Source organism: Thermoactinomyces vulgaris, assembly GCF_003688725.1.
Lineage (GTDB): Bacteria > Bacillota > Bacilli > Thermoactinomycetales > Thermoactinomycetaceae > Thermoactinomyces > Thermoactinomyces vulgaris.
In genome coordinates, this window is sequence record NZ_REFP01000011.1 from 41301 (window position 1) to 59306 (window position 18006).

The 18006-nt window shown below is 49.3% G+C and carries 12 protein-coding genes; 11 read left to right on the forward strand and 1 reads right to left on the reverse strand.

From position 1 onward, the window contains the following. Nucleotides 1-46: 46 nt before the first annotated feature. A complete protein-coding gene (locus ATH33_RS10665) occupies nt 47-7570 on the forward strand; it encodes a non-ribosomal peptide synthetase (RefSeq protein ID WP_121874393.1) in 7524 nt (2507 codons plus the stop codon). A gap of 45 nt (nt 7571-7615) precedes the next feature. Here the strand turns inward: ATH33_RS10665 and ATH33_RS10670 are convergent, their stop codons facing one another. Continuing rightward, entirely contained in the window at nt 7616-8110 is a 495-nt protein-coding gene (locus ATH33_RS10670; RefSeq protein ID WP_121874394.1) for a PCYCGC motif-containing (lipo)protein, read from the reverse strand. Nucleotides 8111-8493: 383 nt separating this feature from the next. Here ATH33_RS10670 and dhaK point away from each other — a divergent pair, with 383 nt between their 5' ends. The 10 genes from dhaK (at nt 8494) to ATH33_RS10720 (ending at nt 17914) form a co-directional block, all read left to right on the forward strand. Further along, nucleotides 8494-9495, forward strand: a complete 1002-nt coding sequence (dhaK, locus tag ATH33_RS10675) for a dihydroxyacetone kinase subunit DhaK (protein ID WP_037996514.1) — start codon at nt 8494-8496, stop codon at nt 9493-9495. Between the two features lies 1 nt (nt 9496). Then, a complete protein-coding gene (gene dhaL, locus ATH33_RS10680) occupies nt 9497-10129 on the forward strand; it encodes a dihydroxyacetone kinase subunit DhaL (RefSeq protein WP_037996459.1) in 633 nt (210 codons plus the stop codon). After that, nucleotides 10126-10512: a dihydroxyacetone kinase phosphoryl donor subunit DhaM gene (gene dhaM, locus ATH33_RS10685; protein ID WP_037996461.1), complete on the forward strand. Its 387-nt coding sequence runs from the start codon at nt 10126-10128 to the stop codon at nt 10510-10512. Before dhaL ends, dhaM begins: the two co-directional genes overlap by 4 nt. Nucleotides 10513-10598: 86 nt before the next feature. Next, nucleotides 10599-11321 (forward strand): ClpP family protease, encoded by a 723-nt coding sequence (locus tag ATH33_RS10690; protein WP_037996464.1) that lies wholly within the window; start codon nt 10599-10601, stop codon nt 11319-11321. Next, nucleotides 11318-11539, forward strand: coding sequence for a YlzJ-like family protein (locus ATH33_RS10695; RefSeq protein ID WP_037996465.1), 222 nt, complete (start codon nt 11318-11320; stop codon nt 11537-11539). The genes ATH33_RS10690 and ATH33_RS10695 overlap by 4 nt, the downstream gene beginning before the upstream one ends. 179 nt (nt 11540-11718) lie before the next feature. After that, complete coding sequence (locus tag ATH33_RS10700; protein ID WP_037996468.1) at nt 11719-14052, forward strand: FtsK/SpoIIIE family DNA translocase; 2334 nt, start codon at nt 11719-11721, stop codon at nt 14050-14052. 124 nt (nt 14053-14176) lie between these two features. Continuing rightward, the gene (gene yfmF / locus ATH33_RS10705) at nt 14177-15502 is read left to right on the forward strand and encodes an EF-P 5-aminopentanol modification-associated protein YfmF (protein WP_121874395.1); all 1326 of its coding nucleotides are present in this window, start codon (nt 14177-14179) and stop codon (nt 15500-15502) included. After that, a complete protein-coding gene (gene yfmH, locus ATH33_RS10710) occupies nt 15483-16778 on the forward strand; it encodes an EF-P 5-aminopentanol modification-associated protein YfmH (RefSeq protein WP_037996473.1) in 1296 nt (431 codons plus the stop codon). The genes yfmF and yfmH overlap by 20 nt, the downstream gene beginning before the upstream one ends. A 68-nt stretch (nt 16779-16846) precedes the next feature. Further along, nucleotides 16847-17596, forward strand: a complete 750-nt coding sequence (gene ymfI, locus ATH33_RS10715; protein WP_037996516.1) for an elongation factor P 5-aminopentanone reductase — start codon at nt 16847-16849, stop codon at nt 17594-17596. A 63-nt stretch (nt 17597-17659) separates the two neighbouring features. Further along, complete coding sequence (locus ATH33_RS10720) at nt 17660-17914, forward strand: DUF3243 domain-containing protein (protein WP_037996476.1); 255 nt, start codon at nt 17660-17662, stop codon at nt 17912-17914. The last annotated feature ends 92 nt before the right edge of the window (nt 17915-18006 follow it).

Below are 18006 nucleotides of genomic sequence, written 5' to 3' on the forward strand. Positions count from 1 at the left end.
GGCTCTTGGCTTAACATCCTTGTCTGACTATTGGAGGAGATCGGTTATGGATAAAAAACAGGTGGACATCTATTCTTTGTCTCCCATGCAAGAGGCCATGCTGTTTCACTCGTTATATGACCAGGGGAATTCTTATTTCAAACAATTGTTGATCCAGGTGGAGGGGGATTTTGATCCCGGACTGTTTGAAAAGAGTTTAAATGTTTTGATTGAACGATATGACATTTTCCGGACTGTGTTTATTTATAAAAAGCTGAAAAAACCACGTCAGGTGGTTTTGCAAGAGCGCGAAGCAAAGATTCAGTATCAGGATTTTTCCCATCTTCCGGAAGATGAGCGGAATCAAAAGGTTGAAGCATGGATCCGAAAAGATCAAACCAAACCGTTTGATTTGTCCAAAGATTTGTTATTGCGTGTTTCCGTGTTGAAAACAGGGTCCCAACAGTATCAAATCGTGTTCAGCAGCCACCACATCCTTTTGGACGGATGGTGCATGGGGATCGTGTTTGAAGATTTGTTCGAAATTTATGGGAAGCTGAAAAATCACGAGCCCGTTCCCCACAAAAAAGTGACGCAATATCGTGAATTGATCCGTTGGCTGGAAAAGCAGGATCCCAAAGAAACAGAACAATATTGGAAACAGTATTTGGCCGGGTATGAAGGACATGCCAAAATTCCGGGAGCGAAGACCGCCCGCGGCGATGATTACAAGTTGGAGGAAGTCCGTTGTTCACTGGATGAAACGTTGACCAGGCAATTCAATCAATTTGCCCGTGAACATCATCTCACCCTGAACAATGTATTCCAAACAATCTGGGGATTGATGTTGCAACGGTACAATCACACGGACGATGTGGTGTTCGGTTCCGTGGTCTCCGGAAGGAACAAAGACATTCCCCGGATCCAGGAGATCGTCGGTTTGTTCATCAACACCATTCCCGTGCGGGTCAAAGCAAGTGGCGATGACCGTTTTACAGACCTGGCCAAACAAGTTCAACAAGCGGCGCTGGCCTCGGAGCCGTATGATTATGCTTCGTTGACCGATATTCAGAAAGCGGCGCAATGCGGCGATTCATTGGTTGACCATATTGTTGTGTTTGAAAACTATGTGTTTGATTCGAATATTTTCCATAAATACCGGCATCAATTGGGGTTTGTCGTGACGGATGCCAAGAGCACGTTTGAAAAAACCAACTATGACTTTAATGTGATTGTGGTGCCCTGTGAGAAATTCACCATTTTGTTTCAATACAACGGACATGTTTACCAAAGAGAAGACGTGGAATCCTGTTTCCGCCACTTTGAACGGATTGTCCGCCAAGTCATTGGAAATCCGGATTGCCGCTTGAAAGACATTGAACTGGTTTCCCCTTCGGAAAAGCAGCAGTGGTTTGCATGGAATCAAACGGATGCGGATTATCCGCGCGATAAAACCGTTCAGGAGATTTTTGAAGAACAGGCGGAAAAATCCCCGCAGCAAATCGCCTTGAAATTCCGGGGAAATACGATGACTTACAAAGAGTTGAATGAACAAGCCAATCAGCTGGCGAGAGTGTTGAGGAAACAAGGCGTCCGGCGCGGGGACATTGTCGGATTGATGACGGAACGCTCCTTTGAAATGATGATCGGCATGCTGGCGGCCGTCAAAGCCGGTGGGGCTTATATGCCGATTGATCCGGAATATCCCGCTGGACGGAAGGAATTTATGCTGGAAGATGCCGGTGCTCCGGTTCTCATGGTGCAGCCGGGACTGAAAGTGCCTGCCGGTTATAAAGGGCGAGTGGTTGAACTGGCTCCCGGCGAATGGGCGGGGGAGGAAAAAAGCAACCCGGAGAATGTCAATCAGCCGGATGATCTTCTTTACGTCATGTATACTTCCGGATCGACCGGCAAGCCCAAAGGCATTTTGACCATGCATTACAATGTGATGCGGACGGTCATCAACAACGGGTACATACAGGTGCATGCCGGGGACCGGCTGTTGCAGTTGTCAAACTATTGTTTTGACGGATCCACGTTTGATATCTACAATGCCTTGTTGAACGGAGCGACGCTGGTTTTGGTGCCCAAAGAGGCTTCCAAAGACTTTGCGGAGCTGACCAAATTGATCCGAGAGGAAGAGATTACCGTCACCTTTATGACCACTTCCCTGTTTAACACGGTTGTGGATTTGGATCTTGATTGTTTAAAGAGCTTGCGCAAAATTGTCTTTGGCGGGGAAAAGGCTTCGGTCAAACATGTTCAAAAGGCAGTGCAAGCACTGGGCGGAAACCGACTGATCAACGGGTACGGACCGACGGAAACCACGGTTTTTGCCGCGACTTATTCCATTGATCCGTCAGTGTTGGCCACCCATCGTGTACCGATTGGAAAGCCGCTGAACAACACCAAGCTGTATGTGTTGGACCCATGGGGAAATCTTCAACCGCCCGGCATTCCCGGTGAACTTTGCGTCAGTGGCGACGGAGTGGCCAAAGCGTATTTAAACCGTCCCGAATTAAATGAAACCCGCTTTGTTCCGGATCCGTTCCATCCCGGTCAACGCATGTACCGCACCGGGGATTTGGTTCGCCTGTTGCCGGATGGCCATTTGGAATATTTGGAGCGGATGGATAATCAGGTGAAAATCCGGGGACACCGCATTGAGACCGGTGAAGTGGAAAAGAGGTTGTTTGCCCATCCCGATGTGCTGAATGCGGTGGTTTTGGCCGATAAAGATCAGAACGGGCATTCCTATTTGTGTGCTTATGTTGTGTTGAAAAAGGATGTTTCACCTTCTGCATTGCGTGAGCACATGACCAAAGCGTTGCCGGAATACATGATCCCCGATTACTTTGTAAAATTGGATCAACTTCCGTTTACGCCCAATGGAAAAGTGGACTTGCGGGCGCTTCCCAAACCGGCCGAAGCGTTGGAGAACAAAAGGGATTATGTTGCCCCCACGAACCCCGTGGAAGAAAAGCTGGTAAAAGTCTGGCAGGTAGTTTTGGATGCGGACCAAGTCGGGATTCATGACAACTTCTTTGACCTGGGGGGACACTCCCTGAAAGCGATGATGCTTTCTTCGCGGGTGAGCAAGGAATTGAATGCAGACTTGCCGCTAAGAGAGATTTTTGCCCGGCCGACGGTGCAGCAACAAGCGGCCTTTTTGCAGAATAAGGGCAAAAAAGAATACACCGGGATTGCCCCGGCACCGGAGATGAAGGATTATCCGGTGACTTCCGCGCAGAAGCGCTTATATATGGTCAGCCAACTGGAAGGAAGCGGCACCAGTTACAATATGCCTTATGTATTCCGGATTCACGGCGATTTGTCCGTTCCCGGTTTAAAGAGCGTCTTGCAATCTTTGGTGGACCGGCATGAATCGTTGAGAACGTCTTTCCACATGATTAACGGGGAATTAAGGCAGAAAATTCATCCCGATGCCCGATTGGTCGTCGAGCAGTACCAAGCCGGCGGGAAACGGCAAGAAAAACGTGTCATTCAAGAATTTATCCGCCCGTTTGATTTGCAAAAGGCGCCGTTGATGCGTGCCGGGGTGTTGGAACGTACGGACACCCGCGAGAAGTATCTGTTATTGGATTTTCATCATATCGTGGCTGATGGTGTTTCGATCCGGCAATGGTTTTCCGATTTTTCGCGGCGGATGCAAGGTGAAGAGTTGCCTTCGCTTCCATTGCAATACAAGGATTATGCTTATTGGCAACAACATGAGAAACAAAAAGACCGTTGGAAAAAACATGAGGAGTACTGGTTGAATGAACTTTCCGGCGAGTTGCCCGTTTTGCAATTGCCGACCGACTTTCCGCGCCCGAAAGTTCAGCGTTTTGACGGGGATCAGCTTCCTTTTGAAATGGATGCGGGATTGTCGGATCAATTAAGGCAGCTGGCCGATGAGCAGAATGCAACGATGTATATGGTGTTGTTTGCCGCTTATCATGTCCTGCTCTCCAAGTACGCGGGGCAAGAGGATTTGATTGTCGGGTCCCCCATCGCCGGAAGGCCGCATGCGGACCTGGAGACCATGGTGGGCATGTTTGCCAACACGCTGGCGGTCCGAACCCGGCCGACACCGGATGTATCGTTTGCCCGGTTTCTCGCGCAATTGAAAGAACAAATCCTGGAGATGGCAGAGCATCAGGATTATCCCTTTGAAGAACTGGTGGAAAAATTGGGGGCAGAACGGGATTTAAGCCGGAATCCTCTTTTTGACACCATGTTTTCTTTGCAAAAGAATGAATTGCCGGCCCTTCAGTTCCGGGATTTTTCGCTGGAACTGGTTGAATGGGATTGGAAAAAATCCAAGTTTGATATGAGCTGGATCCTGATTGAAGATGAGAAAATCAAAGGGATCGTGGAATTTGCCACGCATCTGTTCAAGCCGGAAACGGTAAAAAGAATGGTTCGCCATTATCTTCATATTTTGAAGCAAATCACGGAGAATCCGGACCTTCGCCTGTCTGACATCAAATTGATCACGCCGGATGAAGAGCATCAGGTGTTAAACAATTTCAATGCGTATCGTCTGGAGTATCCGCGGGGAAGAACGATTCCGTCCTGGTTTGAAGAACGGGTGGAAAAGCAACCGGACCGGGTGGCGGTGGTTTGCGGCGAAGAACGATGGACTTATGAAGAGTTAAACCGGCAGGCCAACCGCCTGGCCCATGCACTGAGGAAGAAAGGGATCGGCCGCGAGCAACTGGTCGGCATCCTGATGTCCCCGTCCAAAGAGATGATGGCGGCGGTTCTCGGTGTCTTGAAAGCAGGGGCGGCGTACGTTCCGATTGATCCGCAATATCCGGCGGACCGGATCCAATATATGTTGAAAGACAGCGGGGCTTCCCTGCTTCTTACGGATCGTCCGGCCGTTCCCGGCAGTTCCGGCGTGGAAGTTTGGGATATGAAAACCAAAGATTTCCGGGGCGAATCCGATGACAACCCCGCACCGGTGAACAAAGAACGGGATTTGGCCTACGTGATCTATACGTCCGGTTCCACCGGAAAACCCAAAGGCGTGATGGTGGAACACGCCTCCCTGATCAATTTGTGCGAGTGGCATATCCGTGAATTTCAGGTGACACCGGAAGATAAGAGCATCAAATACGCAGGGGTCGGATTTGATGCCTCGGTATGGGAGATTTTCCCGACTTGGATGGCGGGAGCGTCGCTTCACATCATTGAAGAGGCCATGCGTTATGATCTGGAGGCACTGAACCGGTACATGGAGGAACAAGGGATCACGGTTGCTTTTCTGCCGACGCCGGTGGCGGAGCAATTTATGCAGCTGGAAAACCGCAGCCTGAGAGTGTTGCTGACCGGAGGGGACCGGTTGGGCCGGGTGTTGCCGCAGAACTACACGGTGGTCAACAATTACGGTCCGACGGAGAACACGGTGGTGACGACGAGCACCCCGGTGCGTCCGGATGAACCCGTCACGATTGGAAAACCGGTGGCCAATAACCAAGTGTATGTGTTGAATGAACATCAGCAATTGCAGCCAATCGGCGTGCCGGGCGAGCTGTGCGTCAGCGGGGAAAGTCTGGCCCGGGGATATTTGAACCGGCCGGAGCTGACGGCGGAGAAGTTTGTGCCCAACCCTTATGTGCCGGGGCAAAAGATGTACCGGACCGGAGACCTGGTGCGGTGGCTGCCGGACGGGCGCTTGGAGTTTCTGGGGCGGATGGATGAACAGGTGAAAATCCGCGGTTACCGCATTGAGCCCGGGGAAGTGGCCGACAAGTTGTTAAGTTACCCGACCGTGAAAGAAGCCGTGGTGGTGGCGCAAACCGACGAACAAAATCAGTTGCATTTGTGTGCATATTTCACGGCATCGGAGTCCTGTTCCATTCCTGCATTGCGGCAGTACCTGGGGAAAGAATTGCCTGATTACATGATTCCGGCTTACTTCATGCAGATGGAGCAACTGCCGTTGAATGCCAACGGTAAAGTGGACAAAAACATGCTTCCCAAACCCAAACAGATGCAAACCGGCGTGGAATATGCGGCGCCCCGCAATGAAAAGGAACGCATCCTGGCGGAGCTGTGGCAGGAAATTTTGCATCTGGACCGGGTGGGGATCCATGATCAGTTTTTTGAGCTTGGTGGCGATTCCATCAAAGCGATGCAAATTGCTTCCCGCTTGAAACCGTACCGGCTGAAAATGAGATTGAAAGATTTGTTCCAACATCCGACCATTGAAGAATTGGCACCGCATGTTTTCCCCATCGATGAAGACCGGGAAGATGAAGTGGTGACGGGGGAAGTTGCGCTGACCCCGATTCAGCGTTGGATGTTTGAGCAGACGGATTATCCGGATCAATGGAACATGGCCATTGTCCTGTACCGGAAACAAGGATGGGATGCCGACGTGTTAAAACCGGTTTTCCATGCATTGGTGACCCATCACGACGCCTTGAGGATGTCGTTTAAGCGGGAAGATCACCAGGTGAAGGCATGGAACCGGGATGTGGAAGGGGAATTTTTCTCCATCCACGAGTTTGATGTCAACAGCGAAGACCTTTCGGAAGTGATGAAAAGAGAAGCCAACCGTTTGCATCAATCGCTTCGCATCCATGGCGGGCCGTTGATCCGCCTGGGGATTTTCCATACCGGCGAAGGGGATTACTTGCTGATCATTATCCACCATTTGGTGATGGATGCCGTTTCCTGGAGGGTGCTGTCCGAAGATCTCCATACTGCGTACCGGCAACAATTGGACGGGGAACCCTTGGCTTTGCCGCAAAAAACGACTTCGTTTCAATCATGGAGCCATCAATTGCAAGAGTTTGCGAACAGTCCGGCGTTGCTTGCTGAAATTCCGTATTGGAAAGCGACCGACCGCCTCCAGGTTCCAAAACTTCCGGTCGATAAAAAAGAAACGTCGGATTATGCCAATCAGCATATCGGCATCGTTTGGGGACGCCTCCCGAAAGAGGAAACCGGTGACTTGTTGTCCGGGGCGCATCGCGCTTACCAGACGGAGATGAATGATTTGTTGTTGTCGGGCTTGGTGATGACCTTGAACAGTTGGACCCATGGCAAGGTGGCGGTCCAATTGGAAGGGCACGGCCGGGAGGAAGTGATTGACGGGGTGGATTTGACCCGGACCGTCGGATGGTTTACATCCATGTATCCGGTCGTGTTTGAACAAGATTCCAAAAATCCGGCCGAAGTCATTCCGTATGTGAAAGAAGTCTTGCGGCGGGTTCCCAATAAAGGAATCGGATACGGGATTCTCAAATATTTAACCCGTCCCGAAAACAAACAAGATCTTTCGTTCCGGCTCAAACCTGAGATCAACTTCAACTATCAAGGGGAGTTTGTCCGGGATGTGGAGAAGGAGGACATCCAAATCGTGTCCCTGCCGGTGGGAGAAGGGGTTCATCCCCTGGCTCAGTGGCCGTATAAACTGGATTTCAGTTTGTTTGTTGAAAACGGGGAACTGGTCACGCTGATTCGCTACCACCAAACGCTGTATCATCGGGAGACGATTGAACAACTGAAAAACCTCTATCTCCATCATCTGAAAAGAATTGTGGACTTTTGCCGGGAAGAAGTCTTGGTGAAATAAAGACAATACATCCTGTCAGGGTGTCCAGGCAGGATGTATTGTCATTTACAGAGCCGGAGTTGGCGTCGGTTCGGCAAAATCGTTGCCATATTTTTGGTCGATAAATTCGCGGATTTTTTGATCAGACGTTCCGGATTTTTTCATTTGTATGGATTCTTTGGCAATCTCCAGACAAACCCCGCAAGTGGTGGCATGGGAATCCCATGTGATTTGGTCTTTGGATTGTTGGTGGATAAAGCAATCAAGATTATTGCGATGCCCCACACTTTGTCCGCATCCGCAGAAACACGGGATCCGGGCCAGCAAATCACGGTGTTTGGAGACTTCTTGATAAGTTTGAGCCACCTCCGCGGGATGATCCCGCAAAAAAGAGGGTAATTCATGGGGCGCGGTGGTCTCCCGGACATCTCCCGTTACATGGGAGGATTCACCGGGACCGGCCTCCTGATGCGGATCCGGCTGGCAACCGGCTGTAAATGACAAGCCAAACAGAAACAGAAAGACGGAAAAAAATCGAATCGTTTTTTGATGCATGATCATATGCCCCCCCCTTTTTCCCCACTCATCATAGCAGAAAAAAATGATTTGGTGTGGAGAAGGGGAAATCCGTTTCAAAAAGATAAAAAAAGAGACCGTGTAAACGGTCTCATAGATCCGGGGAACAAAATGATAAAACCACTTGATTGAGATAGCTTGCGTAAGCCAGAGTGGCTATCTCATTTATTATTATAAAGCAATTTGTGAGTTTTTGTTAAGGAAATAAAAGGGAGAAAAAACTTTATTTGGGTGACTTATTCCGTTTTTTAAGTGTTTTATTTTTTTAGATATAATGAAGTGTGAAAAACCATTCTTTACCCGATGGATTATCTGAATGATCCGGCTTGAAAAAGTGGCGATTTTTGCAAAAGGGAGATGAGAGAAAGTTGAAAAAATTGATCAATCATCCTGATGAGGTAGTGGATGAAATGTTGGAGGGCATGGTGGCCGCGTATCCAAAGAGATTGTCCAGGATTCCGGATTATTCCGTCATCGTCCGCAATGAAGCGCCTGTTCAAGGAAAAGTGGGGTTGGTCAGCGGCGGCGGTTCCGGGCATGAACCGGCTCATGCCGGGTATGTGGGAAAAGGCATGCTGGATGCCGCCGTGCTTGGCGAGGTGTTTACCTCCCCCGCGCCCGATCAGATCTTAAGAGCGATCCAGGCAGCCGACGGAGGCAAGGGTGTCTTGTTGATCATCAAAAATTATGCCGGGGACGTCATGAATTTTGAGATGGCGGCAGATATGGCGATAATGGGAGGAATCCCCGTGAAATGCGTGGTGGTCAACGATGATGTGGCCGTTGATGATCCGTCCCGGAGAAGGGGAATTGCCGGAACGGTTTTCGTCCATAAAATTGCCGGAGCTTGGGCCGAAGCGGGGGCGGGTTTGGAGGAGGTTCACCGGATTGCGGAAAAAACCGTGCGAAATATGCGGAGCATGGGAGTGGCTTTAACCGCCTGCACGGTGCCAGCCGTCGGAAAGCCAGGCTTTGAGATCCAAGAGGATGAAATGGAAATCGGAATGGGGATTCATGGGGAACCCGGCATCCAAAGAACGGATCACTTGTCCGCAGATGAAACTGCTGGTGTGTTGTTGGATGCCATTTTTAAGGATTTGCCACTCCAAAAAGGGGACGAGGTTGCGGTCATGTTGAATGGTTTGGGGGCCACGCCGCTGATGGAGTTGTATATTTTGAACAGGAAAGTATCGGAATATTTACAAGATAAGGGGATCCGTGTGTTCTCCACCAGTGTCGGCGAATACATGACTTCGTTGGAGATGGCCGGTTGTTCACTCACCCTCTTGAAACTGGATGATGAATTAAAAAAAGGATTGAAAGAACCATCCGACACCGTATCATGGGTTCAAGCCGAAGGAGGAAGATAAGATGGAATGGACGGTTTTGCAGGTGAAGCATTGGTTATCGGATTTAAGCCGGATCATGCAAGAAAAAAAGGAAGAGCTTTCCCGGTATGATCAGGCGATTGGAGACGGGGATCACGGTGTGAATATGGCTCGCGGCTTTAAGGAAGTGGAGAAGGTCCTGGCGCAAGAACATGATCCTCACGATATCGGGTGGTGGTTCCAAACGGTTTCCCGGATTCTGTTAAGCAAAGTGGGCGGGGCATCCGGCCCGTTGTACGGCACTGTTTTTCTGAAAATGGCTTCGGTTTGCAAAGGAAAAAGCGTGTTGACGCATGAAGAATGGGTAACGGCTTTTTCCGAGGCTCGTCAGGGATTAAAAATGAGAGGAAAAGCGGAGCCCGGCGACAAGACCATGTTGGATGTCTGGGAACCCGTTGTCCGGTACATGGAACAGGCGAAAGAGCAAATCTCCTGGCAAATGGTCAAAGACATTGCCGAACAATCCATGATCGACACCCGGGCGATGGTGGCAAAGAAAGGGCGTGCTTCTTACCTTGGGGAACGCTCGAGAGGTCACTTGGATCCGGGGGCGGTGTCTTCTTATTACTTCTTTTGGACATGGGCAGAACAACCTTGGAAGGGGGACGGACAATGAGCTGTGTCGGATTGGTGCTGGTCTCGCACAGTGAAAAGCTTGTTGAAGGATTGGCGGAATTTCTCTCGCAAATACAAAAAGGCGTACCGGTCGCCATTGCCGGCGGAACGGATGATGGAGAGCTGGGAACCAGCCCGTTTAAGATCAAAGAAGCCATCGAACGCGTTTATTCAGATTGCGGCGTTTTGGTTTTATTTGATATCGGAAGTGCGGCTATGTCCGTCGAAATGGCCATCGAGATGTTGGGGGACGAAAAGAAGATACGCGTGGCGGACGCGCCGTTGGTGGAAGGTGCCTATGCCGCCGCCGTGGAAGCTTCGGTCCGAAGCGATTTGGATAAAGTGGCGGCATCGGCGCAAAAAGCAAGAAATTGGCGCAAATAGGAACATAAAATTCTCCCGGGTTCCTCACAATAAAAAAAGAGAGATGCGCATACTAACTCGTAGTCCATACAAAAGGAGTGAACCCGGTGAAAGAGGATCGAAATGTCCGACCCGATACAGAATCGAATGAAAAAAAGAAGAATGCTGCCGCCCAGATGATCCAGCAGTTGGGGCAAACCAATGTGCCTCAACTGGAAAGCAATATTTTTTGTTTGAGCATCATCGGGCAAATCGAAGGCCATCTGGTGATGCCTCCCCAAAATAAAACGACGAAATATGAACATGTGATTCCGCAGATCGTCGCGGTGGAACAAAACCCGAAGATTGAAGGAATGGTGATTGTTTTAAATACCGTGGGCGGTGATGTGGAAGCCGGTTTGGCCATTGCGGAAATGATTGCGACGATGCGAAAGCCGACGGTTTCGATTGTTCTCGGGGGAGGCCACAGCATCGGGGTTCCCATTGCGGTTGCGGCGGATAAATCCTTCATAGCCGAAACAGCCACCATGACGATTCATCCGGTCCGTCTGAGCGGATTGGTCATCGGCGTGCCCCAAACCTTTGAATATATGGAAAAAATGCAAGATCGGGTGATTCATTTCATTTCCACCCATTCGAACATCACGGAAGAAAAGATCCGTGAGCTCATGTTCCAGACCGGGGATCTGGCCCGGGACATTGGAACCAATGTGATTGGAAAAGATGCGGTGAAATACGGATTGATTGATGAAGTGGGCGGCATTTCCGAAGCGCTTGCCGAATTGAACAAAATGGTGGAGGCCAACAAGCAAAAGGAGATTTTGCAATGATTTACTATTCCACGATCCCGATCGAAATGGCTTTTTACCGCCCGGATGAGTTGAAGCTGAAACAAATTCAAGTGGATGGCGTGAAGATGATTGTCCATGAAGGAGAGGAAGGAGAAGCGACCATTGTCCAAGTGCTGAGCGGAGATCCCGGTCATTTTTTGGATCCTCGTTTTCAGCCGGGAAACACCATCAAAAACGTTCCGACCGTGACAGAGTAAACTGCCGGCCATTGCCGGCAGTTTTTTTGGAGCCGGAAGAAGAACAAAAAGAAAAAATCTTTAAAATCCGGTAGGAGACTTTATGTTGTTTTGGGAAATAAATATCGATAAGATAATACCGACTGGTTATCATTTCCATTATTTACTTTCGGAACGGATGGGTTGAAAAGGTGGTTTCAATGACAAAAAAGAGAAATAAGAAAAAACAGTCGATTGGAACAAAAAAAGAAATTTTGTTTGAGATTTACGGCATTGTCTTATTGGCGTTGTCTTTGGTGACGATTGCCAGTTATGGAGCCATTGGCAGAAATTTGACGTATCTGGCCCGTTTTGTGGTGGGGACATGGGATTTTATCATTCCGCTTTTGGGAATGGGATTGTCCGTGTATGTGATGGCGCATCACCGGTGGCCGGATCATTGGTCGTCGAGGTGGACGGGAGTCGCTTTGGTGTTCATGGCGCTGATCACTTTTAATCATTACTTGACCTTTCACACCATTCAAACGGACAAAGGAATCATTGATCAGACATGGTACATGTTGTTGGAGGAAAGAAATTCAGCGGTTCCACTGGATGTCGGCAGCGGGATGCTGGGGGCTTTTTCCTATGCTTTGCTCCATTTTTTATTCGATGACACTGGCGCTTTGATTGTGCTGGCTGCCGTCGTGTGTTGCGGTTTTTTGCTGATCGCCGACTTTTCATTTACCAAAGCTGCGCTGATCTCTAAGGCCGTTTACAAAAAAGCAAAACAGAAGGGAAAAGATTGCCTGATCGATTGGATCAGGCAATATGACCGCCGCCGGAAGCGGCCATCGAAGCAAAGACGTGTGCAGAAAAAAACCGTCCCTGATGTGGAAGTGAGCAAAGAGCCCATCGATCCGGTGGTTTATGACTTTGAAGATGTGGCTTACCAAGACAGCCGGGAGCAACCGGAGGACGGGGAAAAGCCGGTCCATGAACAAATGAAATTGAAATTGCAGCCATCGGAGCCGGATAGGAAACGACCGAAACAACCCGAACAGGAAGAAGGTTCCGACGAGCCGATTGAAGTCCATTTTCAATCGCAACAAAAGATGGATCACTATGTATTGCCACCGGCCACCTTGTTGAATCCGACAAAGAAAAGGCAGGGCCGGGAGCAGGAAAACGTCCATGAAAAAGCAAAAACGCTGCAGGACAAACTGGAAAGCTTCGGAGTCAAAGCAACGGTGGGGGAAATCCACCGGGGACCGGCTGTCACCCGTTATGAAATCCGTCCGGAAAAAGGGGTGAAAGTGAGCCGGATTGTCAACCTGGCGGATGACATTGCCCTGGCGCTGGCGGCCAAGGATATCCGGATTGAAGCCCCGATCCCGGGAAAATCGGCGGTCGGGATCGAAATCCCCAATTCCAAAGTCGCGCTGGTGGGGTTAAGAGATGTATTGGAGAGTGCGGAATATTTGGGATCGCAATCCAAGTTGAGCATTGCCCTGGGGCGTGATGTGTACGGCAAACCCATTGTGGATAATCTGGCCAAGATGCCGCATCTGCTGGTGGCGGGTGCAACCGGATCGGGAAAAAGCGTTTGCATCAACGGGATCATTGTCAGCCTGCTGTACAAAGCGCGTCCGGACGAAGTGAAATTGATGATGATTGATCCCAAAATGGTTGAATTGAATGTATACAACGGAATTCCCCATTTATTGATTCCGGTTGTCACGGAGCCGCGCAAAGCGGCCATGGCATTGAAAAAAGTGGTGGCGGAAATGGAAAAGCGCTATGAATTGTTTGCCAAGCACGGGGCCCGCGACATCGAACGCTTCAATCAATTGGTGAAAGAAAAGGGATTGGAAGATACAGACCCTCTCCCTTACATTGTTGTCATTGTGGATGAGTTGGCGGATTTGATGATGGTCGCCCCGGCCGATGTGGAAGATGCGATTTGCCGGCTGGCGCAGATGGCCAGGGCTGCCGGGATTCATTTGATCATCGCCACTCAGCGTCCATCGGTCGATGTGATTACCGGCGTGATCAAGTCCAATATCCCGACCCGGATTGCTTTTGCCGTTTCATCTCAGGCCGATTCCCGCACCATCCTGGACATGGGGGGAGCCGAGAAATTGCTCGGACGCGGGGATATGTTGTATCTGCCGACGGGAGCATCCAAACCGACCCGGATCCAAGGGGCTTTCCTTTCGGATGAAGAAGTGGAGCGGGTGGTGAAATTTGTCAAGGAACAACAAGAACCGGATTACCAGGAAGAAATGATTCCCCAATCCCCTGACAAAAATAAATCATCCGTCGACGACGAATTGTTTCCGCAAGCGAAAAAACTGGTCATTGAAGCGCAAACAGCCTCTGTGTCTTTGTTGCAGCGCCGGTTGCGGATCGGTTACACCAGGGCGGCCCGCCTGATTGACATGCTGGAGGCCAAAGGGATTGTCGGCCCTTATGAAGGGAGCAAGCCCCGCGAAGTGTTGGTTTCATCCTTTGACAATGAAACCGGGGAGAGAAAAAAAGAAGCTGTGAAGTAGTCGCGAAGAGGGAAGCCGCCGAGTTTTCAAAGAAAAGAATTTTTTTGCCGGGCAGACGATCATAATAAATGGTGAACATTTCTAACCGGTGCCGTATTCGTCTATAATAGGGGTAATTGACTTGATGAAAAAAGAGGTGAATACTTTGGGTTTTGCTCAGTTTGAAACAGGCTCGATCGGGAATATCCGTGTCCATGTTTGTAACAGCGAAAAGTTTAAAACCACGATGCTGATGGCATTTATTCAACAGGAGTTGTCCCCGGAAACCGTAACCAAAACCGCATTGCTCCCTCAAGTGTTGCAGAGGGGGACACAGTCCCATCCGACCACCCTTTCCTTCCGTCAGAAATTGGATGAGTTGTATGGGGCCATTTTGTTCGGGGATGTATTCAAGCGGGGAGAACGGCATATCATGCAATTTGGCATGGAACTGGCCAATGAACAATATCTCAAGGAATCCCCTTCCCTGCTTGCGGAAGGAATCCGGTTTTTCAGCGAGGTGTTATTAAAACCGGCGCTGGAAAATCAAGCATTCAAGCCGTCCTATTTGGAAGCGGAAAAGAAAAATTTAAAACAGAAAATTGAAAGCTTAAAAGACGATAAAATCCGCTATGCTTCCCATCGCCTGATTGAGGCCATGTGTCAGGGAGAGCCGTATGCGTTGTTTAACCATGGACGTCTCGAAGACTTGCCAAACATTGACCCGCCATCGTTGTATACATATTATCAAGAGGTCTTGTCCGATTGCCCGGTGGATTTTTATTGCGTGGGCAATGTATCGGTGGACGAAGTGCTGAAATTGCTTGAAAAAGAATTTTCGTCCATTGCGGACAAAACGCGGAAAACGGTACAGACAAAAACGGCTTCCCTTCCGGTGAAGGAAGAACGGATCGTGACCGAACGGATGAATGTCAAACAAGGGAAATTGAACATCGGTTGCCGGACCCAAACCACAATAAAAGATCCGGATTATCCGGCGCTCATGATGTATAACGGCATCCTGGGCGGCTTCCCGCATTCCAAGCTGTTCAGGAATGTGCGCGAAAAAGCGAGCCTCGCTTACTATTGTTCTTCCCGCTTGGAAAGTCATAAAGGCCTGTTGCTCATTCAATCCGGAATTGAAATCGCCAACTATGAGCAAGCGGTTCAAATCATCAAAGAGCAGTTGGAGGAAATCCGGCAAGGAAACATCAGCGATCAGGAACTGGAGCAGACCAAGGCGACGTTGTCCAACCAGCTGCGCTCTCAAATGGACCGGTCTTATGAGATGATCCATTTCCATTACCAATCCGTTTTGAACGGAAAAGATTTGCCGCTGGAAAAATTATTGGAGCAAGTGAATGCGGTGCAAAAGGAAGACGTGCAAAAAATAGCGGAGAAAATCCGGTTGGATGTGATTTATTTCTTACGGGACCGGGGAGGGAATGAACATGCAAAAAGTGGAGTTTGATCAAATTCAAGAATCTCTGTTCTTTGAAGAGCTTCCCAACGGCTTGAGTGTTTATGTCCTGCCGAAGAAGAATTTCTTTAAAACGTACGCCACGTTTACAACCAAATACGGATCCATTGACAACACCTTCCGGGTAAAGGGGAAAGAAAAGCATGAGGTTCCCGACGGAATTGCGCATTTCTTGGAACACAAAATGTTTGAGCAGGCATCGGGGGAAGACGTGTTCCAGGAGTTTTCGCGGCAGGGGGCTTCGGCCAATGCGTTTACCAGCTTTACCCGGACGGCCTATTTGTTTTCCAGCACGGGCCAGGTGGAAAAAAACCTGACAACCTTGCTTGATTTTGTGCAATCGCCGTATTTCACGGAGCAAAATGTGGAGAAAGAAAAAGGGATCATCGGACAGGAAATCCGGATGTACGATGACAACCCGGACTGGCGTGCTTATTTTGGCTTGTTTGAAGCCATGTATCACCATCACCCCGTTAAGATTGACATCGCCGGAACCGTGGAGTCCATATCGAAGATTACCAAAGACTTGTTGTACACTTGCTATGAAACTTTTTACCATCCGAACAACATGGTCCTGTTCATTGTCGGGCCGGTGGATCCGGAAGCCATCATCCAATTGGTGAAAGAAAACCAAAAGAACAAGTCTTTCCCGGATCAGCCGGAGATTGAACGCTTTTTCCCGGATGAGCCAGAGGAGGTGGCCGAAGCCTTCAAGGAAATCGAGTTGAGTGTCGGGATTTCCAAATGCATGTTTGGATTTAAAGAAAAAGCGGACAAGGTGAACGTAAAGGGAAACGAGTTTCTCAAACAAGAAATGGCCACCCAGATCGCTTTGGAAGCATTGCTCGGCCCGGCTTCCAACTTGTATCAATCCCTGTATGACGACGGATTGATTGATGACGGGTTCGGGACGGATTATACCCTAGACAGGGGATTCGGGTTGTCCATCATCGGAGGGGATACGCCGGATCCCGATCAGTTGCTTGAGCGGATCAAAAAGGAATTGCCACCCTTGATTGAAAAGGGATTGGACCAGGAAACTTTTGAACGGATTCGCAAAAAGAAGATCGGTGCGAATTTGCGCTATTTGAATTCTCCGGAATGGATTGCCAACCAATTTACCGGTTACCGGTTTCATGATGCCGATTTATTTAATCTGGTTCCGTGTTTGGAGGCTTTGACGTTAGAAGAGGTGAACCGCCGCATGCAGGAACACATGCAGTGGGACCGGTTTGCCGTTTCCATCGTGCGGCCGTCCCAAGATTAAAGTTACAAATCATAACCGTGAAAGCGTCCTTTTTCAAAAGGGCGCTTTTGTTTGAAAGGATGGAAAACATGCAAGCGTTAAAAGGAAAAACCGCCTGGATCATTGGAGGCAGCGGGGGAATCGGGCGGGACATTTGCATCGAACTGGCCGGATTGGGTGCAAACATTGCCGCCGGTTATCATTCCCGGCGGGAGGAAGTGCAAAAAGTTGTCATGGAATGCAAAGAAAAAGGGGTTCCGGCTTTTGCCTTTCCGGTGGATTTAAGGACCCGTTCTTCTGTCGATGAGGCTTACCGGCAAATTTGCATGTATTTGTCTCCGCCGGATATCGTGATTCATGCGGCGGGTACGTCCAAATGGGGATTGATTCAGGATTTTTCGGATCATGACTATGAATTGCTGATGGATGTTCATGTGCGGGGTGCTTTTTATCTGGCACAAATCGCGCTTCCCCGCATGATCCGCAAAAAAGATGGACGGATTATTTTGGTCTCTTCCATATGGGGGCAGACCGGCGGTGCGGGGGAAGTGTTGTATTCCGCCGCCAAGGGAGCGCAAATCAGCATGGCCAAGGCCCTGGCGAAAGAAGTGGCGCCAAGCGGCATTACGGTGAATGCTATTGCGCCCGGAGCCATTGACACTCCTTTGTTGGATCGGCAATTGCCCGGGGAAGAGAAGCATTCGTTGGCGGAGGACATTCCGGCCGGCCGTTTGGGAAGTCCGGAGGAAGTGGCATCGCTGGCCGCTTTTTTATGTCTTCCCCAAGCTTCCTATATCACCGGGCAAGTCTTTGCTGTTAATGGCGGTTGGTATACATAAAATGAAATCATTCGATTCATATTAGAAGTAGATCCATGTATCAGATAAAAGGAGGAAAAAGAAATGTCTGTTTTAGACAATTTTCAGGACTGGAAAGAGTTTTTGCATAACCGTGTGGACCAAGCCCGCCAGCTGGGGATGAGTGACCAGGATATCAAAGAATTGGCCCATCAACTCGGGGATTATCTGGCCAAGGATGTGGATCCGCAAAACACCCAGGAACGTGTTTTAAAAGATCTTTGGAGTGTGGCGGATGAAAACGAGCAACAAACGATCGCCAATTTAATGTTCAAAATGGTGAACGATGGAAACAGATGAATGTTTGTTTTTATTTTAAAACACCCAAAAACGGGTGTTTTATTTTTTTGATAAATTCAATTCTCAATGTAATACTTTTTTGGCACTTTGCG